30 protein-coding genes and 2 tRNA genes are annotated in these 25,984 nt (G+C 71.9%); 15 read left to right on the top strand and 17 right to left on the bottom strand.

Annotated elements, in window-relative coordinates; all coding sequences use genetic code 11:
* Positions 1-57 precede the first annotated feature (57 nt).
* Positions 58-696 carry a TetR family transcriptional regulator gene (locus D0D15_RS16290; protein WP_233157530.1) on the bottom strand — a complete coding sequence of 213 codons (639 nt, stop codon included), beginning with the start codon at positions 694-696 and terminating at the stop codon, positions 58-60.
* A gap of 99 nt (positions 697-795) precedes the next feature.
* On the opposite strand from D0D15_RS16290, the gene D0D15_RS16285 reads away from it, so the two are divergent.
* Genes D0D15_RS16285 through D0D15_RS16270 form a run of 4 tightly spaced genes read left to right on the top strand, consistent with a single transcriptional unit; the run spans position 796 to position 4,287 of the window.
* Positions 796-2,244: an MFS transporter gene (locus D0D15_RS16285; protein ID WP_158224481.1), complete on the top strand. Its 1,449-nt coding sequence runs from the start codon at positions 796-798 to the stop codon at positions 2,242-2,244.
* 11 nt (positions 2,245-2,255) lie between these two features.
* Entirely contained in the window at positions 2,256-2,591 is a 336-nt protein-coding gene (locus D0D15_RS16280) for a TcmI family type II polyketide cyclase (RefSeq protein WP_094008802.1), read from the top strand.
* A complete protein-coding gene (locus D0D15_RS16275) occupies positions 2,588-3,034 on the top strand; it encodes a cupin domain-containing protein (protein WP_369806854.1) in 447 nt (148 codons plus the stop codon). Before D0D15_RS16280 ends, D0D15_RS16275 begins: the two co-directional genes overlap by 4 nt.
* Positions 3,031-4,287, top strand: coding sequence for a beta-ketoacyl-[acyl-carrier-protein] synthase family protein (locus D0D15_RS16270; RefSeq protein WP_094008801.1), 1,257 nt, complete (start codon positions 3,031-3,033; stop codon positions 4,285-4,287). Before D0D15_RS16275 ends, D0D15_RS16270 begins: the two co-directional genes overlap by 4 nt.
* Before the next feature lie 52 nt (positions 4,288-4,339).
* On the opposite strand, the gene D0D15_RS16265 is transcribed toward D0D15_RS16270, so the two are convergent.
* From D0D15_RS16265 to hemW, 14 genes are all read right to left on the bottom strand, one after another.
* Entirely contained in the window at positions 4,340-4,831 is a 492-nt protein-coding gene (locus D0D15_RS16265) for an acetyl-CoA carboxylase biotin carboxyl carrier protein (protein ID WP_198958391.1), read from the bottom strand.
* A gap of 23 nt (positions 4,832-4,854) precedes the next feature.
* Complete coding sequence (locus D0D15_RS16260) at positions 4,855-5,157, bottom strand: antibiotic biosynthesis monooxygenase family protein (protein WP_094008799.1); 303 nt, start codon at positions 5,155-5,157, stop codon at positions 4,855-4,857.
* Positions 5,154-5,504: an antibiotic biosynthesis monooxygenase family protein gene (locus D0D15_RS16255; protein WP_255407964.1), complete on the bottom strand. Its 351-nt coding sequence runs from the start codon at positions 5,502-5,504 to the stop codon at positions 5,154-5,156. The genes D0D15_RS16260 and D0D15_RS16255 overlap by 4 nt, the downstream gene beginning before the upstream one ends.
* Positions 5,501-6,253, bottom strand: coding sequence for an SDR family NAD(P)-dependent oxidoreductase (locus tag D0D15_RS16250; RefSeq protein WP_094008798.1), 753 nt, complete (start codon positions 6,251-6,253; stop codon positions 5,501-5,503). Before D0D15_RS16250 ends, D0D15_RS16255 begins: the two co-directional genes overlap by 4 nt.
* Entirely contained in the window at positions 6,238-7,494 is a 1,257-nt protein-coding gene (locus tag D0D15_RS16245) for a ketosynthase chain-length factor (protein WP_094008797.1), read from the bottom strand. The genes D0D15_RS16250 and D0D15_RS16245 overlap by 16 nt, the downstream gene beginning before the upstream one ends.
* Positions 7,491-8,993, bottom strand: coding sequence for a peptide MFS transporter (locus tag D0D15_RS16240; protein WP_094008796.1), 1,503 nt, complete (start codon positions 8,991-8,993; stop codon positions 7,491-7,493). The genes D0D15_RS16245 and D0D15_RS16240 overlap by 4 nt, the downstream gene beginning before the upstream one ends.
* Positions 8,990-10,630 (bottom strand): FAD-dependent monooxygenase, encoded by a 1,641-nt coding sequence (locus D0D15_RS16235; RefSeq protein WP_094008795.1) that lies wholly within the window; start codon positions 10,628-10,630, stop codon positions 8,990-8,992. Before D0D15_RS16235 ends, D0D15_RS16240 begins: the two co-directional genes overlap by 4 nt.
* 144 nt (positions 10,631-10,774) lie before the next feature.
* Positions 10,775-10,846, bottom strand: a tRNA-Val gene (locus D0D15_RS16230).
* Positions 10,847-10,871: 25 nt separating this feature from the next.
* Positions 10,872-10,944, bottom strand: a tRNA-Gly gene (locus tag D0D15_RS16225).
* Between the two features lie 103 nt (positions 10,945-11,047).
* Positions 11,048-11,860 carry a siderophore-interacting protein gene (locus D0D15_RS16220; protein WP_094008794.1) on the bottom strand — a complete coding sequence of 271 codons (813 nt, stop codon included), beginning with the start codon at positions 11,858-11,860 and terminating at the stop codon, positions 11,048-11,050.
* Positions 11,861-12,063: 203 nt separating this feature from the next.
* On the bottom strand, positions 12,064-12,936 hold the full coding sequence (locus D0D15_RS16215; protein ID WP_162830586.1) for a hypothetical protein: 873 nt from the start codon (positions 12,934-12,936) through the stop codon (positions 12,064-12,066).
* 11 nt (positions 12,937-12,947) lie between these two features.
* Positions 12,948-13,442, bottom strand: a complete 495-nt coding sequence (locus D0D15_RS16210; protein ID WP_094008831.1) for a SigE family RNA polymerase sigma factor — start codon at positions 13,440-13,442, stop codon at positions 12,948-12,950.
* Between the two features lie 109 nt (positions 13,443-13,551).
* A complete protein-coding gene (locus tag D0D15_RS16205) occupies positions 13,552-14,016 on the bottom strand; it encodes a GNAT family N-acetyltransferase (protein ID WP_094008792.1) in 465 nt (154 codons plus the stop codon).
* A gap of 136 nt (positions 14,017-14,152) precedes the next feature.
* A complete protein-coding gene (gene hemW, locus D0D15_RS16200; RefSeq protein WP_162830588.1) occupies positions 14,153-15,358 on the bottom strand; it encodes a radical SAM family heme chaperone HemW in 1,206 nt (401 codons plus the stop codon).
* Positions 15,359-15,479: 121 nt separating this feature from the next.
* On the opposite strand from hemW, the gene D0D15_RS37815 reads away from it, so the two are divergent.
* The 11 genes from D0D15_RS37815 (at position 15,480) to D0D15_RS16150 (ending at position 24,904) form a co-directional block, all read left to right on the top strand.
* Positions 15,480-15,566: a putative leader peptide gene (locus D0D15_RS37815; RefSeq protein WP_369794296.1), complete on the top strand. Its 87-nt coding sequence runs from the start codon at positions 15,480-15,482 to the stop codon at positions 15,564-15,566.
* Positions 15,567-15,698: 132 nt separating this feature from the next.
* Positions 15,699-17,399 carry a nitrite/sulfite reductase gene (locus D0D15_RS16195; protein ID WP_115944541.1) on the top strand — a complete coding sequence of 567 codons (1,701 nt, stop codon included), beginning with the start codon at positions 15,699-15,701 and terminating at the stop codon, positions 17,397-17,399.
* The gene (locus D0D15_RS37020; protein ID WP_094008790.1) at positions 17,396-17,548 is read left to right on the top strand and encodes an Insertion element protein; all 153 of its coding nucleotides are present in this window, start codon (positions 17,396-17,398) and stop codon (positions 17,546-17,548) included. The genes D0D15_RS16195 and D0D15_RS37020 overlap by 4 nt, the downstream gene beginning before the upstream one ends.
* Positions 17,545-18,249 carry a phosphoadenylyl-sulfate reductase gene (locus D0D15_RS16185; RefSeq protein WP_094008789.1) on the top strand — a complete coding sequence of 235 codons (705 nt, stop codon included), beginning with the start codon at positions 17,545-17,547 and terminating at the stop codon, positions 18,247-18,249. Before D0D15_RS37020 ends, D0D15_RS16185 begins: the two co-directional genes overlap by 4 nt.
* 10 nt (positions 18,250-18,259) lie before the next feature.
* Positions 18,260-19,174, top strand: a complete 915-nt coding sequence (gene cysD, locus D0D15_RS16180; RefSeq protein WP_094008788.1) for a sulfate adenylyltransferase subunit CysD — start codon at positions 18,260-18,262, stop codon at positions 19,172-19,174.
* Positions 19,174-20,475, top strand: coding sequence for a sulfate adenylyltransferase subunit 1 (locus tag D0D15_RS16175; protein WP_115944540.1), 1,302 nt, complete (start codon positions 19,174-19,176; stop codon positions 20,473-20,475). Before cysD ends, D0D15_RS16175 begins: the two co-directional genes overlap by 1 nt.
* 81 nt (positions 20,476-20,556) lie before the next feature.
* A complete protein-coding gene (locus D0D15_RS16170) occupies positions 20,557-21,561 on the top strand; it encodes an ABC transporter substrate-binding protein (protein ID WP_094008829.1) in 1,005 nt (334 codons plus the stop codon).
* A 10-nt stretch (positions 21,562-21,571) separates the two neighbouring features.
* The gene (locus D0D15_RS16165) at positions 21,572-22,372 is read left to right on the top strand and encodes an ABC transporter ATP-binding protein (protein WP_094008786.1); all 801 of its coding nucleotides are present in this window, start codon (positions 21,572-21,574) and stop codon (positions 22,370-22,372) included.
* On the top strand, positions 22,359-23,246 hold the full coding sequence (locus tag D0D15_RS16160) for an ABC transporter permease (protein ID WP_094008785.1): 888 nt from the start codon (positions 22,359-22,361) through the stop codon (positions 23,244-23,246). Before D0D15_RS16165 ends, D0D15_RS16160 begins: the two co-directional genes overlap by 14 nt.
* Positions 23,243-23,962, top strand: coding sequence for a sirohydrochlorin chelatase (locus D0D15_RS16155; protein WP_115944539.1), 720 nt, complete (start codon positions 23,243-23,245; stop codon positions 23,960-23,962). The genes D0D15_RS16160 and D0D15_RS16155 overlap by 4 nt, the downstream gene beginning before the upstream one ends.
* A 63-nt stretch (positions 23,963-24,025) precedes the next feature.
* A complete protein-coding gene (locus tag D0D15_RS16150) occupies positions 24,026-24,904 on the top strand; it encodes a TIGR03854 family LLM class F420-dependent oxidoreductase (protein WP_094008783.1) in 879 nt (292 codons plus the stop codon).
* A 3-nt stretch (positions 24,905-24,907) separates the two neighbouring features.
* Here D0D15_RS16150 and D0D15_RS16145 read toward each other — a convergent pair whose 3' ends face one another.
* Positions 24,908-25,426, bottom strand: a complete 519-nt coding sequence (locus D0D15_RS16145; RefSeq protein WP_094008782.1) for a DUF3558 domain-containing protein — start codon at positions 25,424-25,426, stop codon at positions 24,908-24,910.
* A complete protein-coding gene (locus D0D15_RS16140) occupies positions 25,423-25,869 on the bottom strand; it encodes a hypothetical protein (RefSeq protein ID WP_094008828.1) in 447 nt (148 codons plus the stop codon). Before D0D15_RS16140 ends, D0D15_RS16145 begins: the two co-directional genes overlap by 4 nt.
* Positions 25,870-25,984 lie beyond the last annotated feature (115 nt).

The raw sequence follows: 25,984 nt of genomic DNA, 5'->3' as shown, positions 1-25,984 counted from the left end.
GGCAGCGGGCCTCGACGGGGACTCGACAGCTCCTCGACGCGCGGGAGCGGGGTGCGCCTACGCCGGGTCCAGCCCGATCAGCCGGGACACCAGTGCGAGCTGGTCGGCGTAGTGGTGGACGAACTCCGGCGACCGGGGGTCGACCCCGCACAGCCCCTCGACGACGTGCGGCAGCGTCGTGGTAGCCATCGCCGCGGCCATCAGCATGATCGTGAGGCAGGCCGGGTCGACCTCGGCGGGCAAGGCGCCGTTCTCCTGCAACGCGGCGATCTCGTCGACGCTGTGCTGCATCCTGGCCGAGCGCGGGGCGTGGTCGGGGTCGCTGTCGGGGCCGTCGTACTCCAGGCCGCTCCACGCCAGCAACCGCACCTCGTCCGGGTTGCTCAGCGCCTCCAGCACGTACCGGCGCAGCTGCTCGGGCAGCGGGGTGCCGGACGGCACCAGCTCGGCCTCCCGCTGCTGCCACCGCTCCGACATGGCCCGGTAGAGCCCTTCCTTGCCGTCGAAGTAGTACGAGATCAGCTGCTGGTTCACCCCGGCCCGGGCCGCGATCGCGCCGATCCGGGCGCCGGCGTACCCGTTCGCGGCGAACTCGGCCGCCGCCGCGTCCAGGATCAGCTTGCGGGTGCGTGCCGGATCGCGCTGCCGCTCCTGGGGGCTCGGTGATCGGCGGGGCTTCGGCTTCGGCGCAGACACGCCCGCGATCATACCTCCCGGCAGCACATTCAACCGGACGTCTAAGTGAATCAAGCAACTGGTTGACACGGCGCAGCGGCCGCGCTGACGATGAGTCTCGTGGAGAGACATCCGCTCAGGTGGTGGGGACTGGCCGTCACGGTGCTGGCCGTGCTCGTGGACATGGTGGACAACCAGATCGTCACGGTCGCGCTGCCGGCCATCCAGCGGCGGCTGGGCGCGGGCGAGGCCGCGCTGCAGTGGATCTCCGCCGGCTACGCGCTGGGATTCGCGCTCACGCTGATCACCGGCGGCCGGCTGGGTGACCGGTACGGCCGCAAGCGCCTGTTCCTGGTGGGGATGACCGTGTTCATCCTCGCCTCGACCGGCGCCGGCCTCGCCCCCGGTGCCGGGATCCTGATCGCCGCGCGCGTGGTGCAGGGGATCGGGTCCGGGCTGATGGTGCCGCAGGTGCTGTCGTTCATCCACGCCGAATTCGCCGAGGACGAGCGCCCGAAGGCGATGATGTACTACTCGATCGCGTTCCCGGTCGGCGGCATCGGCGGCCCGCTGGTCGGCGGGTTGCTCACCCAGGCGAACCTGTTCGACACCGGCTGGCGAGCGGTCTTCCTGGTCAACGTGCCGTTCGGTGTGCTCGCCGTCGTCGGCGCGCTGCTGGCCGTACCCGATCGCCCCGGCACCTCCGGGCGGCGTCTCGACCTGGCCGGGCTCGCCCTGCTCACCGCCGGGCTGTTCGCGATCTTCTACCCCCTCGTCCAGGGCCGCGAGCAGGGCTGGCCGTGGTGGCTCGTCGCGCTGGTGATCGCCGCGGTGCCGCTCCTCGCGCTGTTCGCCGCCCAGCAGCGCGCCGCGGCTCGCCGCGGCGGCGAACCCTTGATCGCACCCGGGCTGCTGCGCCGCCGTGGCCTGCTGACCGCGCAGGCGGTGACCTTCTGCACGAACACGGCCGTCGGCGTGTTCTTCGTCCTCACCCTCCATCTGCAGCTCGGACTCGCCTACTCGCCGCTGGCGACGGCGCTGGCGTTCGTCCCCGCGGCGGCCGGCATCGTGGTGGGCAACGTCGTCGCCATGCGGCTGGCGCCGCGATACGGCGGGACCTTCACCGCAGCGGGAACCGTGGTGATGCTCGCGGGCCTGGCCCTGATCGCCGTGCTCGTCGTGCGCCTCGGCGGCGGCCTGTCCCCGACGGCCCTCCTGGGACCGACCCTGGTGTGGGGGCTGGGTGTCGGCGGGGTGCTCAACTCCCTGTTCGCCATCTCCATGTCGCAGGTCGGGCCGGAGCAGGCGGGGTCGGCCTCGGGCGTGGTGAACACGACCGTCCAACTGGGAACGGCAGCCGGGATCGCCCTGCTGGGCACGGTGTTCTTCAGCCGGACGGGCGCCGGGTTCGCCGCGGCCGCCGTGACCGCCATGGCCGTCGCGATCGGCGTGCTGGTGCTCGCGCTGCTGCTGACCGCCGCCCTGCCGCGTCCCCGGCGTGGAGCCCGTTTCGAGCCGCGCTCCACCGCGCGCGGCGAGCATGGTCGCCGTCCTTCGTCCCGTCCGTAGGAGGCCCGACCGTGCACCGGACACTGATCGTCGCCAAACTGAGGAATCCCGACACGCGCCCCATCGCGGAGACCTTCGCCGAGTCCGACGCGACCGAGCTGCCGCACCTGGTCGGCGTGACCCGGCGGACCCTGTTCAGCTTCCACGACCTCTACTTCCACCTGGTCGAGGCCGGGCAGGACATCTCGCCGAACCTGTACCGGGCCCGCAGCCACCCGCTCTACCAGGACGTCAACACCAGACTGGCGAGCCTGGTCGCGCCCTACGACCCCGGCTGGAAGGAACCGAAGGACGCGATGGCCACCCCCTTCTACGTGTGGACCGCCGAGCACGGGAGGGTGCGGTGACAGCTCCGCGGCGCTCTTGCGAGGCCGGTGCCCTGAAGGTCAACGCCGAGCAGGCGGTGCCCAACCGCCGGCGGGGCGGCGACATCCGGGTCACCCTCAGCCCGAAGACGGTCGGCTCGACCTCCGGGTTCGGCGGCCTGCTCCACCTCGGGCCCGGTGAGGTGATCACCGAGCACTACCACCCCTACTCCGAGGAGTTCCTGCACGTGGTCGCGGGCGACCTGGAGATGACCCTGGACGGCGCGCCGGTCCGGCTCGGCCCCGGCGACTCGCTCCTGGTTCCGATCGGCGTCCGGCACCGCCTGGTGAACGTCGGCCTGGAGCTCGCGCGCGCCGTCTTCCACCTGTCCCCACTGGCTCCGCGCCCCGACCTCGGGCACGTCGACACCGAGCAGCCCACGGCGCCGGCCGAGCCGGGCCCGGAGATCGGTGGTCCCCGGTGACCGGCGGGACCGCGATCACCGGCATCGGCGTCGTCGCGCCGGGCGGCGTCGGCCGCGAGGCGTTCTGGCGGCTGCTCGCCGACGGCCGCACGGCAACCCGCCGGATCACCCTGTTCGACCCGGCGGGATTCCGCTCCCGGATCGCGGCCGAGGCGGACTTCGACCCCAAGGCCGCCGGGCTGTCGGCGCGGCAGATCAGGCGGATGGACCGGGCCGCCCAGTTCGCCGCGGTGTCCGCGCGGGAAGCGGTGCTCGACAGCGGCCTGGACTTCGCCGCGCTCGACCCGGAACGCACGGGCGTGTCCATCGGCAGCGCGGTCGGCTGCACGATGGGCCTGGAGGAGGAGTACACGGTGCTCTCCGACGACGGCCGTCGCTGGCTGGTGGACCACAGCTACGGCGTGCCGCACCTCTACGGCTACATGGTACCGAGCACGCTGGCCACCGAGGTGGCCTGGGAGGTGGGTGCGGAGGGCCCGGTCACGCTCATCTCCACCGGGTGCACGTCCGGGCTCGACGCCGTCGGGCACGGGGCGGCGCTGATCGAAGAGGGCTCGGCCGACGTGGTGCTCGCGGGCGCCACGGACGCCCCGTTGTCCCCCATCACCTCGGCGTGCTTCGACGCGATCCGGGCCACCTCACCCAACAACGACGACGCCGAGCACGCCTCGCGCCCGTTCGACGCGACACGGGACGGTTTCGTGCTGGGGGAAGGCGCCGCGGTCATGGTGCTGGAGAACGCCGACGCCGCCCGGCGCCGGGGGGCCCGCATCTACGCCTGCATCGAGGGGTTCGCCAGCCGCAGCAACGCGTTCCACATGACCGGGCTGAAGCCGGACGGCCGCGAGATGGCCGAGGCGATCCGCGTCGCGCTGGACCAGGCGCGGCTCGCCCCCGCCGACGTGGACTACATCAACGCCCACGGCTCCGGCACCAAGCAGAACGACCGCCACGAGACCGCGGCCTTCAAGCGGAGCCTCGGTCACCGCGCCTACGAGGTTCCGGTCAGCTCCATCAAGTCGATGGTCGGCCACTCGCTCGGCGCGATCGGCTCGCTGGAGGTCGCGGCGTGCGCGCTGGCGCTGGACCGGCAGGTCGTCCCGCCCACCGCGAACCTGCACCACCCCGATCCGGAATGCGATCTGGACTACGTGCCGGTCATCGCGCGCGAGCACGAGATGGACGTGGTGCTCAGCGTCGGGAGCGGCTTCGGCGGGTTCCAGAGCGCCATGGTCCTGGCCCGTCCCGCCTAGCGGGCACGACGGCGCCGGGGACGCATCCGACGTGCGTCCCCGGCGTCGTCGTTCAGTCCTGTTCGCCGGGCTCGAGCACCATCAGCGGCTGGTCGTACTCGACGGACTCGGCGTCGCCGGCGAGGATCTCCACCACCCTGCCCGCCGCACCGGCGCACACCGGGTTCATGAGCTTCATCGCCTCCACGATGCCGACCTGCTGGCCGGCTTCGACGAAGTCCCCCACCTCCACGAACGCCTTCGCGGCCGGCTCCGGGGCCCGGTAGAACGTGCCCACCAGCTCCGACCGCACCACGAAGCGGTTGCCGGTGCCGGTGGCCGGTGCGTCCGCCGCTGGTGGCTCGACGTCCAGCCGCTCGTCCGGCGCATCCGGCCATTCCACCTCGATGCTCGCGCAGCCGAACCGCACGGACGCCCGGCTCGGCAGGCGTGGTGCGGCGGCGACGGCGTCGGCGAGCCCCCGGCAGAGTATGTCGATCGCCCCCTCGGCACCGAGCTTGGTCATCTCGGCGTCCCAGGAACTCATCTGACGTGCCTCGGTCATGCGCAGCCCCTTTCCCTGTCCGGTCACTGGTGCGACGCCGTCACCCGGTAGACGCCGAAGGGGCGGCTCATCCGGGTGTCCCGGTACGGGCGCAACGGCGCCGTCTGGTTCTTGTGGTCCGGTCCCCGTTCCCACTCCTGGAACTCGTCCAGGCCGGCCCATGAGCTGACCACCACGAAGCCGGCGGGGTCGGCGACCGATCTGAGCAGCTCGTTGGAGAGCAGTCCCGGCACCCCGGCGAGCCGGGCACTCGCCTCGTGGTAGGCCGCTTCGATGCCGGCGACGTCGTCCGTCGCGTGGTACAGCAACACGCGCACGCCGCTCACCGGGCCGCCTCCCAGTCCCGGTGCGTCGGCGCGGTCGCCGCTCCCGGCACGTGGGCGACCACGTGCATGGTGCTCATCGATCCGCCGGTGCGGTACGGGTGGAGTTTCCGCCGGTGCTCGATGTGCCGCCGGCTGGTTTCGAACTCGCGGAACCGCGGCTCGTCCACCCAGTCACTGGTGATGTAGTAGACGCCCGGATCGTCGGCGTCGCGCGCCAGCCACTGGCCGAGGCTGGCCGGGTGGGTGGTCACCGAATCCCCGATCTCCAGCCACACGCGTTCGAAGTCGCGCTCCATCCCCGGTTCGATCTCCATGCGCAGGACGACCCGGAACACGCTGCCGCTCACGAGATCCCCCCGTCCACCGGGATGACCGCGCCGGTGACGTAGCGGGACAGGTCGCTGGCCAGCCACAGCACCGCGCCCGCGACGTCCGACGGCGTGCCGAGCCTGCCGAGCGAGGTCATGCCGCTGTACTTGGCCAGCATCTGCTCGCGCTGCCCGGCGGGCATCTCGTCGACCGCCTCGGTGTGGATCATGCCCAGCGACAGCAGGTTGAACCGGATGCCCTTCGAGCCGAACTCCCTGGCCAGGGTGCGGTTGAGACCGTGCAGCGCTGCCTTGGTCGCGGTGTACTGGGCCCGCAGCGGGATGCCGACCTCGATGGACTTGGAGCTGATACCGACCACCGAGGCCCCCTCGCCCAGCAGTGGCAGCGCGTGCTGGACCACGAGGTGCACGGCGGTGAGGTTCGTGTCGATCGTGCGCTGCCACTCCTCGAGCGGCAGCTGGCCGTAGGGCACGTGCTTGATCACGGCGGCGTTGTTGACCACCAGGTCCAGCCGGCCGAACCGGGTGCGGCACTCCTCGACCAGCCCGGCGATCTGCGCGGGGTCGGTGAGGTCCGCACGCAGCACCGCGTGCCGGCCGGCGGTCTCCTTCAGATCGCGTTCGAGCGAACCGACGTTTTCCCCGTCCTGCCGGTAGCAGGTGATCACGTCGGCGCCCGCCGCGGCGAGCGCCAGCACTATTCCGCGTCCGACGCCGCGGGTTCCGCCGGTGACGAGCGCCTTCTTGTCCTTCAGTCCGAGATCCATGTTCTCCCTCCCTGTCGCTTCCGGAGCACTACCGCTGCGGTGAATCCCCCGTGTCCACGGGCGAGCACGAGCGCCGTCCGCGGCCTCGTGTCACGGGGCTGGCCGAGCACCAGGTCGATGTCACACCCCGGTGCCAGCCGGGCGGGGCCGAAGGTCGGCGGCACGATCCCGTCCCGCAACGACAGCAGCGCCGTGGCCACGTCGAGTGCCGCGCCACCGGCGTACAGCCGGCCGGTCAGCGTCTTGGGTGCCGTCACGGGCACCGCGCGCGGGCCGAACACGGCGCTGATGGCTGCGGCCTCGGCGAGGTCGTCGGCGGGCGTCCCGGCCGCGTCGGCGAACACGACGTCCACATCCGCCGGTGTGGCGCCGGCATCGGCCAGGGCGCGCTCGATGGTCCGGCGCAGGGCCGGCGGGCGGGACGAGCCCGGCGGCGGATCGAAGCCGGCGGCATACCCCGCGAGGGTCGCGTAACCGTCCGCGCCGCGTTCCTCGGCGGCGGCAGCGCTCTCGACGATGAGCATCGCTCCCCCCTCCCCCGGAAGGTAGCCGGATGCGTCGACGTCGAACGGCAGGTACGCCCGCGCAACATCATCCACAGTGGACAATCGTCCGGCGGCGAGCTGCGCGACCAGGCCGTACGGGCACAGCGAGGCGTCGGTGCCGCCGGTGACCACCAGGCGGGAGCCACGCCGCACCAGCCGCCGGGCCTGCCCGAGCGCGTCCAGGCCGCCCGCCTGCTCACCGCAGAACACACCGCACGGTCCGCGCATCCCGTGGCGGATCGACACCTGACCGGTGGTGGCCGCGTAGAACCACGCGATCGACTGGTACGCGCCGACCCACGAGGGACCCTTCTGGTACAGCCGCTCCATCTCGTGCTGACCGAACTCGGTGCCGCCGGACGAACTCGCGGTGACCACCGCCATCTCGTACTCCGGCAGATCGGCCGGGTTCACCGCGGCGTCGGCCAGCGCCGCCTCCACCGCCGCCAGTCCCAGATGGGTCCAGTGGTCGGTCTGCGGGATCAGCCTGCCGGGCAACCGCTCCGCGGCGACGAAGCCGGGCACCTGACCGGCCACCCGGACCGGGTACCCGGACGCGTCGAACCGGCTGATGCGGCTGATGCCCGACTTGCCTGCGAGCACCGCCTGCCAGTGCGGTTCGACGCCGATCCCGGTCGGCGCCACGACGCCGATGCCGGTCACCACCGGGGTGGCGGTGGCGGTTGTTCCGTTCATGCCGGCCCTTCCTGCCCTTGTCTGTCCGGAGTGGACGCGATCTCGCCGCGGCCCGCGGTCAGCCCGGCGACCAACGCGCGGCGACCCGCGACGAAGGCGAGCCCGCACGCGATCGCCACGACACCGAGTCCGAGGAAGTAGAGCCATTCCGGGATCACCGCGGCGAGCCGCACCAGGGCACTGCCCAGGCCCCCGCCGAGCCCGGCGAACAACCACAACATGCCGAGCGTGCGCCCGAGGAAGCCGGGCGGGAGCACATCGGCGGCGGCCGAGATGGTCACCGCGGCGATGATGATCTCGCCGCACGCGTGGGTGAAGTAGACGACGACCAGCCACAGCGGTGACACCCGGGTGCCCGGTTCGGTGAGTGCCATCGCGACCGCCATCACCAGGAACCCGGCTCCCACCAGCAGGAGCCCGGTGGCGAGCTTGACCGCGACGTGGTGACGGCCACCGAGCGCGGGCAACGCGACGGCGAGCACCGGCGCCAGCAGCAGCATCAGCAACGGTGTGGCGGCCTGCATCCAGCTCGCCGGGATCTCCACCCCGAGCACGTTCCGGTCCACGTGGTCCCGCGCGAACAGGTTCAGCAGGGACGCGGCGTGCGCGACGATCATCCAGAACAGCGTGGCGCCGAGGTACACGGCGAGGAACGCCCGCAGCCTGCGCCGGTCGTCGCCGTCGAGCGCCCGGTTCCGGTACAGCAGCACGTAGCCGACGATCGGCACGATCACGCTGAGCACACCGACCAGCGCGATGGCCTGCCCGGCGCCGAGCAGGCCGGCCAGCCCCAGCACGATCAGCGCCACCACGAGCAGGACACCCGCGATGCCGTACCGCCGAACGACGTGCCGGCGCTCGTCCGGTGTCAGCGGGCGTCCGGGGCGCCGCCCGACGTCGCCGAAGGACCCGGCACTCGCGGTGAGCTGGACCGCGGTGACCAGCAGGACGAACGCCGCGACCGCGAACCCGAGGCTCCAGCTGACCCGCTCGCCCAGGTACCCGACCACGACGGGGGCCAGCAGCGCGGAGACCTGAGTCGCCAGGTACATCAGGGAGATGCCCCGTTCGCGGCCCGCGCTGCCGCCGAACATCAGGTTGATCATCGCCTGGTGGTTCGGCTTGTACACCGCCCCGCCGAGTCCGACCAGCGGCAGGCCGATCACGGCGCCCCACCCCGCGGGCACGGCCAGGCACAGGTAGCCCACCACGTTGACCACGCAACCGGCGATGAGCGCTCGCCGGTTGCCCAGAACCCGGTCGCCGAGCCAGCCTCCCGCGAGGGAGAGCATGAACATGAAACCGATCCAGGCGCCGAACAGCGATGCGGCGTCGGCGGTACCCAGACCGAGACCGCCCTCGGCCTCCGGCGCGGAGGCGTACAGCACGAGCGTGGCCTGCAACCCGTAGAACCCGAAGCGCTCCAACGCATCACTGGTGAACAGCGTCCGGTACCAGCGGGGCATCCGGTGCAGCGAGACGGTGCCCGCCGCGCTCATCGCGGCGCACCCGGCGACGAAAGCCCGCAGGCGCGCGCGAGCACGCCGGTGAGCACGCCGGTGAGCACGCCGCGCCGGTCCGGCACCGGTCCCGGCGCACGCCAGGCCACGAACGCGTCCGGACGCACCAGCACGGCACCCCGGTCGGTGACGCCGTAGGCGTGCGCCCAGTCCCGTCCGGCGCCGGTGAGGTCACCGCCGTCGCCGATCAGGTAGGTCCGAAGTGGAACGGACAGGGCTGTGGCCGCGTCCCGTGCGGCCCGCGCCCACTCCGCACCGCCGGCGCCCGTCAGGAGGACGAAGTCGTCCCAGAACAGGTCCGCGGCCGCGACGCGCTCGTCGTCCCGGTGGAACCAGACGTGCGGAGCGCGCGTGCCGGGTTGCCCGGTCAGCTCGAGTTTCGGGGTGAGCACGGGCGCGGCAGCGTCGCCGCCGGTGATGACGCCGGACTTGTACCGGTACCCGAGGGTGATGATGATGTCGTCCACCATCGCCGCCCGCGTCTTCTCGTCGGCGTGGCCGTGCCGGATCCGGTTGCGCACCATCGCCTGCTCCGCCATCGCCTCGCCGACCAGGCGCCGCTCGGCGTCGTAGCTGTCCAGCAGGGCCTCGCCAGCCCAGCCGCGCAGCACCGCGGCGAGCTTCCACGCGAGGTTGTGCGAGTCGTGGATCCCCGTGTTGGCCCCGAATCCGCCGGCGGGCGGGTGCAGGTGGGCGGCGTCCCCGGCGAGGAACACCCGGCCGCGCCGGAAGGTCTCGGCGACCAGTTGCGCGCCGTGCCACGGCACCTTGGCCACGATCTCGACCTTCATGTCGGCCTTGCCCGCGGCCGTCCGGACGATGCCGGCACACCGCTCGTCGGTGTAGTCCTCCGGCGTCTCCCCACGCTCCGGGTAGTACAGCGGCGCGGCCAGCCAGGGGTCGACGCCGTGCAGGCGGGACAGACCCATCAGCGTCCCGGGCGCGGCGGTGGCGTAGCACAGGATGAACTTGCGCCCCTTGAGCAGCTCCTCCAGTTCAGGGGCGCGGAAGTAGATGCTGAGCGCGTTGAAGACGGTTCCCCGGCCGGAACGGCGCAACCCGAGCACTTCGCGGGTCCGGCTGCTCGCCCCGTCGGCACCGATCAGGTAGTCGGCGAGCACGGTGGTCTGCTCACCGGTCCGCGTGTCCTGCACCACCGCGGTCACACCGTCGTCGTCCTGGCCGAACGACAGCAGGCGCGTGCGGAACCGGACGTCGGCGCCCGCGTCCCGGGCCAGTTCGACGAGCACCCGCTCGTACCGGTCCTGGCCGCAGCCCATCACCCGCTCCGGGCTGATGTCCGGCCCGTCCAGCGAAGGCTTTTCGAGAACCACGGCGTCGTCGATCTCGGCGAAGGTCCGCACCTGCAGGATGCCGCCCTCGAAGTAGGCGTGCGAGTCGCCCACCTCGAGCGACCTGATCGCGTCGCTCACCCCGGCGGCGCGGAAGAACTCCATGGTGCGGGCCTGAAGTCCGGGCGCCCGCGGCAGCTGGGAGGTCGCTTCCCGTTTCTCGACCAGCATCGTCGGCACACCGTGACGGCCGAGGAACAGCGCGCTGGACAACCCCACCGGCCCGCCGCCGACGATCAGCACGGGAACTCTCACGTGGTTCATGTAGGTCTTCCTCAGTTTCGGCCAAGAGACGACCTCAACTGAGTAGTGCGCGCCACTCGAAGTTCCCTGGCGTCCCGGGCAGGAAGAACCGCGACGTGCACGAACCAGGGGGCGCTGCCGACGGGCCGGCGTGGAAGAAGGGGGTGCGCGATACTGGGATCGAACCAGTGACCCCTACCGTGTCAAGGTAGTGCTCTCCCGCTGAGCTAATCGCGCGGAATGGACCCGGGTGGGTCTCGAGAGCGGACGACGGGATTCGAACCCGCGACCCTCACCTTGGCAAGGTGATGCGCTACCAGCTGCGCTACGTCCGCCTGCGCCGGGGATCCGGCGCGCTGGAGAAGACAATAACGGATCGCGAAAACGCGCTCGCAAGCACCCGGGGTGACCGGCCGGCACGGCCAGTCACCCCAGCCATCAGCGGGCGGCGGCCTCCTCGGCGGCGCGCTCCGCCGCCTTTTCCGCTCGCCACTCCTCGTCCGTCTTGCCGCGGCGCCAGTAGCCCGAGGTCGACAGCAGGTCCTTGCGCACACCACGCTCGCCGAGCAGGTACCGGCGCAGCTCCTTCACGAAACCGGCCTCGCCGTGGACGAAGGCCTGCACCGTGCCCGGGAGGAACTCCAGCGCACGCACCGCGGCCACCAGGTCGTCGCCCGCGGAGCGGTGCAGCCACCGGATCTGCGCGTCGCCCTTGGTGGCGAGCGGCTGCTCCTCCGCCGGGTCCGCCACCTCGATGAACACCTTCACCGGCACGCCCGCCGGCATCATCTCCAGCGCCACCGCGATCGCCGGCAGGGCGCTCTCGTCGCCGGCCAGCAGGTGCCAGTCCGCCTCCTCGCCGGGCGCGTAGGCCCCGCCCGGCCCGAGCAGCAGCAGCTCGTCCCCCGGCCGCGCGGCCGCCGCCCACGGGCCGCCGAGCCCCTGGTCGCCGTGGTGCACGAAGTCCAGCGCCAGCTCCCCAGCGCGCGGGTCGTAGTAGCGCACGGTGTAGGTCCGCATCACCGGCCACTGCTCGCGCGGCATCTCGGCGCGGATGACACCCATGTCGAACGGCTCCGGGTACTCCACACCCTCCTGCAGGAACAGCATCTTCACATACGCGTCGGCGAACTCGTTCGGCTGAAAACCGGCCAACCCGGGCCCACCGGCGACGATGCGGATCATGTGCGGTGTCAGCCGCTGGGTGCGCAGCACCCGCAACCGGACCGCCGGCCGGGACTTGCCTGCCATACGCCGCTCCTCACTCCGTCCACCACGTGCGCGGTTAGGCTACCCTAATCCGGCGGGAGTAACCGGCGATCTCGCGGCGCAGCCGCTCGGTGGGCCGACACCCTGCTCCGCGCGCCGGGTATCCAGGAACTCGCTCCGGTAATCACCGCATCCTCGCGCGCACCGGCCCCGTGTCCGGAGTGGACGGTCCTGCGGGATCCGGTTCAGCTGCCCACCGCGGACGTGGAGATCGCCTCCATCACCGCCTCCGCGCCCAGCTCCGTGCTCACCGTGAGCACCGTGCCGCCGTTGAGGAGCCGCCGCACCGTCTTGCCCGGCGGCAGCGGCGTCAACGCCTTGGTCGTGATGGGCACGGGCGCCCCGGCACTGGTCACTGTGATCTCGTAGCACCGCCCGTCCGTGCGCGCCGGCGTCTTCAGCGGCACCTCGGCCGGGCACAGCGTCAGGTACTCGGCCTCCGCGCCGCCGCTCCACTGCCGCACCGTCAGCCCCGCCGGCGCTCGCAGCGTGCGCAGCATCGAATGCACCGGCGTCGGCACGAGCCGGACCGACTTCACGATCTCCAGCAGTCCCGCTTCCGGAAACTGCCTGCTCCCCGTCACGACCGTGACCACCTTGCCGGGCTCGATCCGGAGCTGCGCCCGCGCCGCCCCACCGCTCAGGTACGTCACGGTGCCCGTGTCGGCGACGTCCGGTCCGGCCTCGGAGACGCTGATCTCCATGGTCGTGCCGTAGTACCCCTCGTAGCGACCGCTCGCCGAGCCGCCGGCGACGGTCCAGCTGCTCAGTTCGAGGCTGGGCGGCAGGTTGTCCACCGTGAAGGGCAACGCCGGCGCCGGCACCGGAAGGTCGGCCGCCCCGGCGGCGGCCTCGATCGACTCCGGCTCGCCGGAGGGGCGCAACAGGCTCATCCCGGCGCCGGCCCCGGCGATCACCACCGCCACCGCGGCCGCCGCGCCGGCCACGCGCCGCTGGGTGCGCCGGCGCCGGATCCGGCCGTGCGCCCCGGCGAGCACCGCGTCGGGATCGGGGGCGAGCGCTTCCCGCGTCTTCAGCGCTTCCCTCAGTTTCCGCATGTCGGACATGGTCAGGCCACCTCCATCTCGGCGCCCAGGCGGACCCGCAGCACGGACAGGCCGCGGGAGATGTGGCTGCGCACGGTTCCCACGGCGCAGCCCAGGACCGAGGCGATCTCGTCGTCGTCCCGGTCTTCGTAGAAGCGGAGCACGATGGCGGCCTGCTGCGACCGGCTCAGCCCCGACAGCAGCTCCTTCAGCTGCGCACCGTCGGCGATCCGGCCGGCCGGATCGGCGGCGTGCGGTTCGCGGAACCACGTGGGGTCCGCCACCGGCCGCACCGCCCGCTGGTACCAGCGGCGCCGCCACGACAGGTGCCCGTTGACGACCATCTTCCGCAGGTAGAGGTCCGGCCGGTCGGTCTCGGCGACCCGGGCCCACTTCTCGTGGGCCCGCACCAGCGCCTCCTGCACGAGGTCCTGCGCCAGGTCCGCGTCCCCGGTCAGGACCGCCGCGAACCGCACCAGCCCCGGCAGCTGCTCGCGGGCGAAGTCGTCGAAGTGCACGAACAGCAGATGCGCGCACCGCGCGTGCCGGTTGCACCCGGATCGCACTTTTTCCGGAATGCGATCCGGGTCACACCGCGACGGTTGGAGACCGGTCAATGCGCCGAGGTCACGCGCGACTGCTGTAGCGGAGCACGTCCCCGTCGTCGGAGACGCACGTGAACCCGGCCGCTTCCAGCACCCCCACCGACGCCGGGTTGGCGCGCTCGACCCGGGCCGACACGCTGCGCACCACCGGCGAGGTGAGGGCGAACCGGGTCAGCGCCGCCGTGGCCTCCACGGCGTAGCGGCGTCCGCGGCGGCTGGGCACGATGCCGTAGCCGATCTCCACGACGCCGTCCTCGGGCGGCCAGAACAGGCCGATCGACCCCACGACGAGCCCACTGGCCCGCTCGACGATCAGGTGGTGCCCGAACTCGGCGAGCCAGTCCGGGCGCTCGGCGAGCAGCCCGGCGATCACGACGTCACCCTCCGCGGGGAAGTCGGCGGCCCAGTCCGGCAGGCGGTCACCCGCGCGGACGGCGGCGGCCTCCGCCGAAGTCCACGGGCGCAGCAGCAGACGACCAGTGCTCAAGGACAAGGAAAACTCCTGGTGAGAGAAAACGGGCAGGCGAAGGACGGCCGCTGACAGCCATATTCCTCGACCTCCCGAAGTCACCAGGTACCGCGAAAAGCTAGCAGCGCCGCGACGATCGCCGCGAGCGGATACTTCAGGCCGCCAGGCGCCGCACCAGCCCGACGGCCAGCAGGCGGCCGCGGAAGGTCAGCACGCAGCGCCCCTTGTCCGCGAAGGCGACGGCGTCCAGCAGCCCCTCCGCCACCGCCGTCTCGGCCTCGCGCACGCCGGCGGCGTCCAGCGCGGACAGCGGCAGCCCCTCGGCCAGCCGCAGCTCCAGCATGATCCGCTCGAACGCCTGTTCCTCGGGCGTGAGCACCTCGCGATCGGCCTCCGCCGACCCGCCGGAAGCCAGCGCCGCGGCGTAGCGCGCCGGGTGCTTCACGTTCCACCACCGCACGCCGCCGACGTGGCTGTGCGCGCCCGGCCCGGCGCCCCACCAGTCGCCGCCGCGCCAGTAGCCCAGGTTGTGCCGGCACGCGGCGGCTTCCGACGCCGCCCAGTTCGACACCTCGTACCAGGTCAGCCCCGCCGCCGACAGGACCGAATCGATCAGCTCGTAGTCCGCCGCCAGCACGTCCTCGTCCGGCGCGGGCAGCTCGCCCTTCCGCACGCGCCGGGCCAGCGCGGTGCCGTCCTCGACGATCAGCGAGTACGCCGACACGTGGTCCACCCCGGCCGCCAGCACCGCGTCGAGCGAGGCGCGCAGGTCGGCGGTCCGCTCCCCCGGCGTGCCGTAGATGACGTCGAGGTTCACGTGCTCGAACCCCGCGGCCCTGGCCTCCTGCGCGGCGGCCACCGGGCGGCCCGGCGTGTGGGTGCGGTCCAGGATCCGCAGCACGTGCGGGGCCGCCGACTGCATCCCCAGCGAGATGCGCGTGTACCCGGCCGCGCGAAGCCCGGAAAAGAACTCCGGCGAGGTCGACTCCGGGTTCGACTCCGTGGTGACCTCGGCACCGGGCGCCAGGCCGAACGCGTTCCGCACCGCGTCCAGCACGTCGGCCAGCCCGGACGCGCCCAGCAGCGACGGGGTGCCGCCGCCGACGAACACCGTCTCGGCCGCCGGCGCGTTCCCCAGCGCCCGCGCGCCCAGGTCCAGCTCGCGCCGCAGGCCCTCCAGCCACGACTCGGGCGAGGCGCTCGTGCCCAGCTCACCGGCGGTGTAGGTGTTGAAGTCGCAGTACCCGCAGCGGGTCGCGCAGAAGGGCACGTGCACGTAGACGCCGAAGGGCCGCGTCCCCAGCCCGGCCAGCGCGTGCTCCGGCAGCGCGAAGGCCGCCGGGGCGGAAGTCTCACTCACGGTTCCAGTGTCCCTGATCCATCCCGCGCGCCAGTGTGCCGGAGATTTTTTCAGCGTGATGCGTATCCCAGCATGCGGTGCGGGCTGGACCACATCGTGAGCAGCGTGGCACGCTGTCTTGGTGACTTATGCCGGAGTGCTCCTCGTGGTGCGTCGCCACGTCGACTTCCGGCGTGTCGCCAGCGCCCTGTGCCGCGAGACGAACTGACGCCGCCACCGCCACCCAGCTAGGACCAGCGGGCGCCGTCACGCCGCGGACTGCCTACCCCCTCACCACGGGTTCGACCAGGGCATATCCGTGCGCGCGGCGCCTTCGCGAAAGCCCCGGAAGGACTCGAACATGGCTTCGCCGACGCGCGACAACCCTGCCGCCGCCCGAACCCCGCGCGCCCGGCAGCGTCGTGGTGAGGGCCAGTGGGCCCTCGGCTACCGCGAGCCGCTGAACCCGAACGAGCGCTCGAAGAAGGACGACCACCCGCTCAACGTTCGATCGCGGATCGAAAACATCTACGCGCGGGGCGGCTTCGACTCGATCGATCCGGGCGACCTGCGTGGCCGGTTCCGCTGGTACGGCCTCTACACGCAGCGCAAGCCCGGGATCGACGGCGGCCGCACCGCGACGCTGGAGCCGGAGGAGCTGGACGACGAGTACTTCATGCTCCGCGTCCGCATCGACGGCGGCGACCTGACCATCGAGCAGCTCGCGCTGATCGGGGAGATCTCGCAGACCTACGCCCGCGACACCGCCGACATCACCGACCGGCAGAACATCCAGTACCACTGGATCCGGATCGAGGACATGCCCACGATCTGGGAGAAGCTCGAAGGCGCCGGCCTGACCACCATGACCGCGTGCGGCGACAGCCCGCGGGTCATCCTCAACTCCCCCGTCGCCGGGATCGCCGCGGACGAGGTCATCGACGGCACCCCGGCCGTGGACGAGATCAAGCGCCGCTACCTGGGCAAGCCGGAGTACGCGAACCTGCCGCGCAAGTTCAAGACCGCGGTGTCCGGGCTGCCGGACGTGGCCCACGAGATCCACGACGTCGCGTTCGTCGGCGTCGTGCACCCCGAGCACGGTCCCGGGTTCGACGTGTGGGTCGGCGGCGGCCTGTCGACCAACCCGATGATCGGCCAGCGGCTGGGTGCGTGGGTGCCGCGCGACGAGGTCCCCGAGGTCTGGGAGGGCGTGATCAGCGTCTTCCGCGACTACGGCTACCGGCGCCTGCGCTCGCGCGCCCGGATCAAGTTCCTGGTCAAGGACTGGGGCGCCGAGAAGTTCCGCCAGGTGCTGGAGGACGAGTACCTGAAGCGGAAGCTGATCGACGGCCCCGCGCCCGAGGTGCCCGCGGTGCAGCACGACCACGTCGGCGTGCACAGGCAGAAGGACGGCAAGTTCTACGTCGGCGCCGCGCCGATCGGCGGCCGCGTGTCCGGCTCGACCCTGATCAAGGTGGCGAAGGCCGCCGAGCGCGCCGGGTCGAACCGGGTGCGGCTCACCCCGCTGCAGAAGCTGCTGGTGCTCGACGTCGCCGAGGAGGACGTGCCGGGCCTGCAGGCGGAGCTGGCCGAGCTCGGCCTGCCCACGCAGCCGAGCCCGTGGCGCCGCGGCGTGATGGCCTGTACCGGCATCGAGTTCTGCAAGCTCGCGATCGTGGAGACCAAGCAGCGCGCCAAGGAGCTGGTGACCGCGCTGGAGGAGCGGCTGGCCGACATCCAGGACCAGGTGGAGAACCCGGTCACGGTGCACATCAACGGCTGCCCGAACTCGTGTGCGCGCATCCAGACCGCGGACATCGGCCTCAAGGGCCAGATCGTGACCGACGACGACGGCAACCAGGTCGAGGGCTTCCAGGTGCACCTGGGCGGCGGGCTGGGCCTGGACGCCGGGTTCGGCCGGAAGCTGCGCGGCCACAAGGTGACCGGCGACGAGCTGATCGGCTACGTCGAGCGGGTCGTGCGCAACTACCTGGGTCAGCGGGAAGAGGGCGAGCGCTTCCCGCAGTGGGTGGCCCGCGCCGACGAGGCCGATCTCCGATGAGTGAGCGGGCGACCCCGTTCCACTGCCCGTACTGCGGGGACGAGGACCTGCGTCCCGAGGAAGAGGGGGCTTGGCTCTGCGGCGCCTGCCGCCGCGTTTTCACCGTCAAGTTCATCGGGCTGCGCTTTCCGGAAGGAGCGAGCAAGTGACCACCGCGACGAGGACCGAAGAACTGAAGGCACTGGCGGAGAAGGCGTCCGCCGAGCTGGCCGACGCGACCGCGCTGGAGGCCCTGCGCTGGACCGCGGAGACCTTCGGCGACGACTTCATCGTCGCCTCCAACATGCAGGACGCGGTGCTCATCGACCTCGCCACCAAGGTGAAGTCCGATGTGGACGTCCTGTTCCTGGAGACCGGCTACCACTTCGCCGAGACGATCGGCACCCGGGACGCGGTCGCGACCGTGTACCCGGACGTGACGATCGTCAACGCGGCCGCCGAGCAGACCGTGGCGCAGCAGGACGCCGAGTACGGGCCGAAGCTGCACGAGCGGGATCCGAACCTGTGCTGCCACCTGCGCAAGGTGGTGCCGCTGCGCAAGACGCTGTCGAACTACTCCGCGTGGGTCACCGGCGTGCGCCGGGTGGACGCCCCGACCCGGGCGAACACCCCGATCGTCACCTGGGACGACCGCAACGGCCTGGTCAAGGTCAACCCGATCGCGCCGTGGACCGACGAGGAGTTCAACGCCTACATCGACGAGCACGGCATCCTGCAGAACCCGCTGGTGGGCGAGGGGTACCTGTCGATCGGCTGCGCCCCGTGCACCGCGAAGGTGGCGCCGGGCGCCGATCCGCGCAGCGGCCGCTGGGCCGGCAAGTCCAAGACCGAGTGCGGCCTGCACGCGTAGGGAGAGGGAAGTGACCACAGCCGCGACCGACGCAGCGACCGACAACCTCGCTGCTCTGGAATCCGAGGCCATCCACATCTTCCGGGAGGTGGCCGGCGAGTTCGACCGGCCGGTGATCCTGTTCTCCGGCGGCAAGGACTCGACCCTGCTGCTGCACCTGGCGATCAAGGCGTTCTGGCCGGCGCCGGTGCCGTTCCCGCTGCTGCACGTGGACACCGGGCACAACTTCGACGAGGTCATCGCGTTCCGCGACGCCGTCGTGGAGAAGTACGGCCTGCGGCTGATCGTCGCGAACGTGCAGGACTGGATCGACGACGGCCGCCTGACCGAACGTCCCGACGGCACCCGCAACCCGCTGCAGACGCAACCGCTGCTGGACACCATCGCCGAGCACAAGTTCGACGCGGTGTTCGGCGGCGGGCGCCGCGACGAGGAGCGCGCGCGGGCCAAGGAGCGCATCTTCAGCCTGCGCAACGCGTTCGGGCAGTGGGACCCGCGCCGTCAGCGTCCCGAATTGTGGAACCTCTACAACGGACGGCACCGTCCGGGGGAACATGTGCGGGTGTTCCCGCTCTCCAACTGGACCGAAGCCGATGTGTGGAACTACATCGCGCGCGAGAAGGTGGAGCTGCCCTCGATCTACTACGCCCACCAGCGCAAGGTCTACCAGCGCGACGGCATGTGGCTGACCGAGGGACCGTGGGGCGGTCCGCGTGACGGCGAAGAGGTCAAGGAGCTGACGGTGCGCTACCGCACGGTCGGTGACGGCTCCTGCACCGGCGCCGTGGAGTCGACGGCGTCGACCGTCGAAGAAGTGATCGCCGAGGTGATGGCGAGCCGGCTCACCGAGCGCGGCGCCACCCGGGCCGACGACCGCCTGTCGGAGGCCGCCATGGAGGACCGCAAGCGGGAGGGGTACTTCTGATGAGCTCGTTGCTGCGGCTCGCCACCGCCGGGAGCGTCGACGACGGCAAGTCGACGCTCGTCGGCCGTCTGCTCTACGACACCAAGTCGGTCCTGGCCGACCAGCTGGACGCGGTCACCCGCGCCAGCGTCGACCGCGGTCTGTCCACTCCGGACCTGTCGCTGCTGGTCGACGGCCTGCGCTCGGAGCGTGAGCAGGGCATCACGATCGACGTCGCCTACCGCTACTTCGCCACGCCGAAGCGGTCGTTCGTGCTCGCCGACACCCCGGGCCACGTGCAGTACACCCGCAACACCGTCACCGGCGCCTCCACGGCGCAGCTGGCCGTGCTGCTGGTCGACGCGCGCAAGGGCGTGATCGAGCAGACCCGCCGCCACGCCGCGGTGCTCGCGCTGCTCGGCGTGCCGCGCCTGGTGCTCGCGGTGAACAAGATCGACCTGGTGGACTACGACGAGGAGACCTTCCGGGTCATCGCGAAGGAGTTCACCGACCACGCCACGTCGCTGGGCTACGCCGAGGGATCGGTGCTGGCGATCCCGGTGTCCGCCCTGGTGGGCGACAACGTGGTGGAGCGCTCGGCGCACACCCCGTGGTACTCCGGCCCGACGCTGCTGGAGCACCTGGAGACCGTGCCGGTCGCGCCGGACCCGCACGACGCCCCGTTCCGCTTCCCGGTGCAGTACGTGATCCGGCCGCGCACGCCCGAGTACCCGGACTACCGCGGCTACGCGGGCCAGGTCGCGGTGGGCACGGTGCGGCCGGGCGACGAGGTCGTGGTCCTGCCCGCCGGCCTGCGCACGACGGTCGAGCGGATCGACACGCCGGACGGTGAGCTGACCGAGGCCGCCGCCGGCCGCTCGGTGACGCTGGTGCTGGCCGACGACCTGGACATCGCGCGCGGCGACGTGATCGCCGCCGCCGCGACCGCCCCGGTGCCCACCGACCTGCTGGACGCGACGCTGGCCTGGCTGTCGGAGAAGCCGCTGCGCCCGGGCGCCCGCGTGCTGGTCAAGCACGGCGCGCGCACGGTGCAGGCGTTCGTGGACGAGCTGGTCTCCCGCTTCGACGAGCAGAAGCTATCCACAGTGGACTACCCGGAGACGCTGCAGCTCAACGAGATCGGCCGCGCGAAGGTCCGCGTCGCGGAACCGCTGCCGGTCGACGAGTACGAGGTGAGCCGGCGTACCGGCGCCTTCCTGGTGATCGACCCGGCCGACGGCACCACGCTGGCGGCCGGGATGGTCGGTGCGCCGCTTCCCGTGCTGCGCAGCGACCGGGACGTGGTCTCCCCCGGCCCGTAACTCCCCATCCCCCAACCGAAAGGTCCGCCCGTGAAAACTCGCGTTCTGGCTCTGGCAGCAGCAGCGTTGTCGGTATTGGCCGTGGTGAGCGGGTGTACGCGGGCGGACCGTTCGGACGAGTCCGCGAACGCGACGGACCAGGGTCCGGCCGCCGAGGTGCGCCTGGGGTACTTCCCGAACGTCACGCACGCCTCGGCGCTGATCGGGCTGGACCAGAACCTGTTCGCCCAGCGACTCGGCGGCACCAAGCTGGTCCCGACGAAGTTCAACGCCGGCCCCGAAGAGGTCAACGCGCTGCTGGGCGGGTCGCTGGACATCGGGTTCATCGGCTCCGGCCCGGCGATCAACGCCTACGCCCAGTCCGCGGGCGAGGCCGTGCGGCTGATCGCGGGCGCCACCTCGGGCGGCGCGCAGCTGGTCGTCAAGCCGGAGATCAACACACCGCAGGACCTGCGGGGCAAGACCGTGGCCTCGCCGCAGCTGGGCAACACGCAGGACGTCTCGCTGAAGAAGTGGATCTCCGACCAGAAGCTGACCGACGTCAAGGTGCAGAACATCGACAACGCCCTGACGCTCGACCAGTTCAAGTCCGGCGCGATCCAGGGCGCGTGGCTGCCCGAGCCGTGGGCGTCCCGCCTGGTGCTGGAGGCCGGCGCGAAGGTCCTGGTCGACGAGAAGGACCTGTGGCCGGGCGGGCAGTTCCCGGCCACCGTGCTGATCGTGCGCACCCAGTTCCTCAAGGAGCACCCGGCGACCGTCACCGCGATCCTGCAGGGCCTGCTCGACGCGAACGAACTCGCCGCGGCCGATCCGGCCAAGGCGAAGACCGCGGTGAACAACCAGCTGCAGCAGCTCACCGGCAAGGCGCTGGCGCCCGGCACGCTCGACCGCGCGTGGCAGGGCATCCAGCTCACCACCGACCCGCTGGCCGGGCAGTTCCCGCAGCTGGCCCAGGACCAGGTGACCGCCGGCGTCAAGAACAAGGCCCCGGACGTCGCCGGGTTCGCCGATCTGACCCTGCTCAACACCGTGCTCGCCCAGGCCGGGAAGCCGGCCGTCAGCGCGTCCGGCCTGGACAAGAAGTAGGAGGTTGGTCATGACCGCCACGCTGGGACGTCCGCCGGTGGAGCCCGCGACCGGGCACGCCGTGCGGCTGTCCGGGGTGCACAAGAGCTTCGGGCAGGGCCGCGACGCCGTGACCGCGCTCGCCGGGGTCGACCTCGATGTCGCGCCGGGGGAGTTCGTCTGCCTGCTCGGCGCCTCGGGCTGCGGCAAGACCACCCTGCTGAACCTGATCGCGAACCTGGACCGGCCGACCGCGGGCGAGATCGAGCTGACGACGTCCCGGCCGGCGGTGATGTTCCAGGAGGCGGCGCTCATGCCGTGGCTGACCGCCGCGGCGAACGTCGAGCTGCCGCTGAAGCTGGCCGGCATGGGCCGTGCCGAGCGCCGAACCCGCACCGGCGAGCTGCTGGAGCTGGTGCGGCTGTCCGGGGCCGGCGCCAAGCGGCCGCACGAGCTGTCCGGTGGCATGCGCCAGCGCGTGGCACTGGCCCGCGCGCTGGCCTCGGCCACCTACACCGAGGACGGCGAGGAACGGCCGTCGCTGCTGCTGATGGACGAGCCGTTCTCCGCGCTGGACGCCATCACCCGCGACGTGCTGCAGGCCGAACTGCTGCGCATCTGGGAGGCGACCGGCAGCGCGGTGGTGTTCGTGACCCACGACGTGCGCGAGGCGGTGCGGCTGGGGCAGCGGGTGGTGCTGCTGTCGTCGCGGCCGGGCAAGGTCGTGCAGCAGTGGCGCGTCGACGGGCTGGCCGGGCAGGACGAGGTCAACGCGGTGGACGTCATCAACCGCCGCCTGCGCGAGGTGATCAGCAGCCATGCCGCCGCTTGAGGGCTCGACCGCCGAACCGGACGCCGCGGCGGTCGAAGCGGGTCTGGACGCCCTCGACACGCCCGTCCAGCCGCCCGCGAAGAAGGGCGGCTGGAGCCGGTTCGTGCGCTCGGTGCTGCCGCCGGTCGCGTTCCTGGTCCTGGTGATCGCGATCTGGCAGGCGCTGTGGGCGGCCGCGTTCTGGCCGGAGTACCAGCTGCCCGCGCCGCTGGCGGTGTGGAGCGAGCTGTGGGGCCGGTTCACCAGCGGGGACGCGTTCGGGTTCGTGTGGACGTCGGTGCACCGCGCGGTGCTCGGGTTCCTGGTCGCCATCGTGATCGCCACGCCGCTCGGGCTGCTGGTCGCGAAGGTCAAGCTGGTGCGGGCCGGGATCGGGCCGTTCCTGTCCGGCCTGCAGAGCCTGCCGTCGGTGGCCTGGGTGCCGGCGGCGGTGCTGTGGTTCGGTGTCGAGCCGGCCGCGATGTACGTGGTGCTGCTGCTGGGCAGCGTGCCGTCGATCGCGAACGGCCTGGTGGCCGGCATCGACCAGATCCCGCCGATCCTGCCGCGCGTGGGCAAGGTGCTCGGCGCGGGACGGCTGGCGACGGCTCGGCACATCCTGCTGCCCGCGGCGCTGCCGGGCTATCTGGCCGGGTTGAAGCAGGGCTGGGCGTTCTCGTGGCGGTCGCTGATGGCGGCGGAGATCATCGCGACGTCGCCGTTGCTGGGCAAGGGCCTCGGCGCCTACCTCGACGACGGCCGGTTCCTCAACGACATGTCGACCGTGATCGCGGCGATCTTCCTGATCCTGCTGGTCGGCGTCGGGATCGAGCTGCTGGTGTTCCGGCCGCTGGAGCGGGCCGTGCTGCGGGCGCGCGGGCTGGGGTCGCTGTGATCCCGCTGGTCGCCGTCGCGCACGGGAGCCGGGACCCGCGGTCCGCGGCGACCGTGCGGGCGCTGGTGGACCGCGTCGCCGCCGTGGCGCGCGAGGTGGACGTGCGGGTGTCGTTCCTGGACCTGTCGGCGCCGCTGGTGACGGACGTGCTGCGGGACCTGGTGCGGTCCGGCCACCGGTCGGCGGTCGTGGTGCCGTTGCTGCTGGGCAGTGCCTTTCACGCGCGGGTCGACCTGCCGGCGCTGGTGGCGGAGGTGCCGGGGCTGCGGGTGACGATCGCGGACGTGCTGGGGGCGGACCTGGAGGCGGTGGCGTTCGACCGGCTGGCTTCGGTGGCGGATGTCGCGGATCCCGGTCTGGGCGTGGTGCTGGCGGCGGTCGGTTCATCGCGCCCCGCGGCGAACGAGGCGGTGTCGGCGCTGGCCCGCCGATGGCAGTCCCGGCACGGTTTCCGCGCCGTGGCGGCGTTCGCGAGCGCCGCGAAGCCGGACGTGCCGGCCGCGGTGGCGAAGCTGCGGGCCCGGGGCGCGTCGCGGATCGCGGTGGCGTCGTGGTTCCTCGCGCCGGGCCTGTTGCCCGACCGCATCTCGCGGCTGGCGCTGGAGGCCGCCCCTTCGGCGGCGGTGGCCGCTCCGCTGGCTGACGACCCGCGGGTGGCGGAGCTGGTGCTGCAGCGGTACGCGGCCGCCCTGGCCGGAGCAGTCCGCACCGCCTGACTCGCGGCTCCGGCGCTCGCCCGGCAGTGCCATCCGGCCGCCCGGACCCGTAACGTGGGTGGGGTGAAGATCCGGATCGGGGTGGGGCTCGGGGCGGACATGCCGCCCGCGCGGCTCCCGGCAGTGGTGGACCGTCTGGAGGCCGCCGGGGTGGACTCGGTGTGGTTCTCCGAGCAGGTGTACTCGGACGCGGTGGACCCGTTCGTCGGGATGGCGCACGCGCTGGCCCGCACGTCGCGGCTCAAGGCGGGCACGTCGGTGGCCGTGCTGCCCGGCCGGCACCCGGTGCTGGTGGCGAAGCAGATCGCGTCGCTGGCGGCGCTGGCGCCGAAGCGGGTGCTGCCGGTGTTCGGCCTGCGCCCGGCGCGCCGCAGCGAGTGGGACCTGTTCGAAGTCCCGGCCGGCGCGCGGGCCGCGGTGTTCGACGAGTCGCTGCGGCTGCTGCGCGCGGCGTTGTCCGGTGAGGGCGAGTTCGCGGGCGAGTTCTGGAAGCTGGCGGACGTGTCGCTGGGGCCGCGGCTGGAGCGCCCGGTGGACATCTGGCTGGGCGGCAGTGCTCCCGCGGCGTACCGCCGGATCGGCCAGTACGCCGACGGCTGGCTGGGAAGTTTCCTGTCCCCGGCCGAGGCGCGCCACGCCCGCGAGGCGATCGAGTCAGCGGCTGCCGCGGCGGGCCGCTCGATCGAGCCGGACCACTACGGAATGAGCCTGCTGCTCGCCGAAAACGGCCCGACGCCCGAACTGACCGCCGCGGTGCGCCAACGCCGCCCGGAGACCGACCCGGCGGAGGTGATCGCTGCGGACTGGCCAGCGCTGCACCGCCTGCTGGACGCCCACCTGGAGGCCGGCCTGACGAAGTTCGTGATCTACCACCAGGGCGGTTCGCCGTTCGAGGCTTTCCTGGACCGTTTCACGGAGGAGCTGCTGCCGCGGCAGAACTGACGCTCACCGCACCTTGGGCAACAGGGGTTCCAGCTTCTCGGCGAGGGCTTGAGCGTCCACGCAAGCCTGCGGATCGCGGGGGCCCGTGATCAGCGTTGCCAGCACAACCGCTCGGGCGTGCTCGCCGACTTCGACGGCGATCGCGCATCCGCCCGTGGGTATGTCGGCCTGCATGGCATCGCGTCCATTCACCGACACACTCTGCACCGCGTCGTTCGTCTGGGCGAATTCGCCGAGGCCCTGCGTGGGATCCAGCGCCAGGCCGTAGGTCCCGAATTCCCGTTTGGTCGCACCGCACTCGTTGCGCCGGCTCTTGTTCTCTCCCGGATTGAAGCCCTGTCCAGCAACGAGCTGATCGAGAACCTGACACGCGTTGAAACCAGCGAAGACATCGGAGTTCGCCACGCTCGCACTCGGCGCTGGCGATGCGGTGCCCACAACCGTGGTCGTGCACGCGGTCGTGGCCAACGCCAGACACACGCCACCTGTGATGACCTGGGCCATGCGTACGTTGATGTTCAACGGGTTTCCTGGTCCTTGAACGTAGTGAGAACTTGATGGGCCGCCTCGTCCGAGGCATCGTACTGGCTGATCGCGATCTCGATGGCCTGGCTGAGGCTGGCAAGCATTTCTTGGGCAGCGAGGAACACGCGAACGAGCGATCGGTCGTCCGAATCCATCGCAGTCAGGAAGTGCATCGCTGCTCTCTTGGCGTATTCGTCATTGCCGAACTTCGGCACCTGCTGGAGCAAGTAGATCCGTTGGCTGAGCGCCGACATTCGCTCCTGCATCTGCGTCACCGCTCGCCGGAGGTGGGTGCCTGTCTCCTCGTCCACCGCCCAGCGGCCGGCCTTCGCGTCGGCCAGCATGCGCTTTGCGTCCGCGTGCATCTTGTGCAGGTTGTCCTCGCCGCCGAACATACCGGCGATCTGCGCGGCACCCGACGTCGCACCACCCTCGGCCACGGCCACCCCTTCCCGATCGGTAGCACCGTAGCGTGCGGTCTCACGCGCTGTCACAGCTTCGCCCCGATGCGCAGCCGCTCACAACCAGGCGCCTCGGCAGCACCACCCCAACTAT

Origin of the sequence: Amycolatopsis thermalba, from assembly GCF_003385215.1 — a bacterium.
Lineage (GTDB): Bacteria > Actinomycetota > Actinomycetes > Mycobacteriales > Pseudonocardiaceae > Amycolatopsis_E > Amycolatopsis_E thermalba.
This window is presented reverse-complemented; position numbering and strand designations above follow the sequence as displayed.

Bases quoted from the DNA above. Each gene is read 5' to 3' on its own strand.
- D0D15_RS16265 (WP_198958391.1), bottom strand. From the start codon at position 4,831: ATGACCGAGGCACGTCAGATGAGTTCCTGGGACGCCGAGATGACCAAG.
- D0D15_RS16175 (WP_115944540.1), top strand. From the start codon at position 19,174: ATGAGCTCGTTGCTGCGGCTCGCCACCGCCGGGAGCGTCGACGACGGC.
- D0D15_RS16220 (WP_094008794.1), bottom strand. From the start codon at position 11,860: ATGGCAGGCAAGTCCCGGCCGGCGGTCCGGTTGCGGGTGCTGCGCACC.
- D0D15_RS16240 (WP_094008796.1), bottom strand. From the start codon at position 8,993: ATGAGCGCGGCGGGCACCGTCTCGCTGCACCGGATGCCCCGCTGGTAC.
- D0D15_RS16195 (WP_115944541.1), top strand. From the start codon at position 15,699: ATGGCTTCGCCGACGCGCGACAACCCTGCCGCCGCCCGAACCCCGCGC.
- D0D15_RS16160 (WP_094008785.1), top strand. From the start codon at position 22,359: ATGCCGCCGCTTGAGGGCTCGACCGCCGAACCGGACGCCGCGGCGGTC.
- D0D15_RS16215 (WP_162830586.1), bottom strand. From the start codon at position 12,936: ATGCGGAAACTGAGGGAAGCGCTGAAGACGCGGGAAGCGCTCGCCCCC.
- D0D15_RS16235 (WP_094008795.1), bottom strand. From the start codon at position 10,630: ATGAACCACGTGAGAGTTCCCGTGCTGATCGTCGGCGGCGGGCCGGTG.
- D0D15_RS37020 (WP_094008790.1), top strand. From the start codon at position 17,396: ATGAGTGAGCGGGCGACCCCGTTCCACTGCCCGTACTGCGGGGACGAG.
- D0D15_RS16165 (WP_094008786.1), top strand. From the start codon at position 21,572: ATGACCGCCACGCTGGGACGTCCGCCGGTGGAGCCCGCGACCGGGCAC.
- D0D15_RS16245 (WP_094008797.1), bottom strand. From the start codon at position 7,494: ATGAACGGAACAACCGCCACCGCCACCCCGGTGGTGACCGGCATCGGC.
- D0D15_RS16250 (WP_094008798.1), bottom strand. From the start codon at position 6,253: ATGGATCTCGGACTGAAGGACAAGAAGGCGCTCGTCACCGGCGGAACC.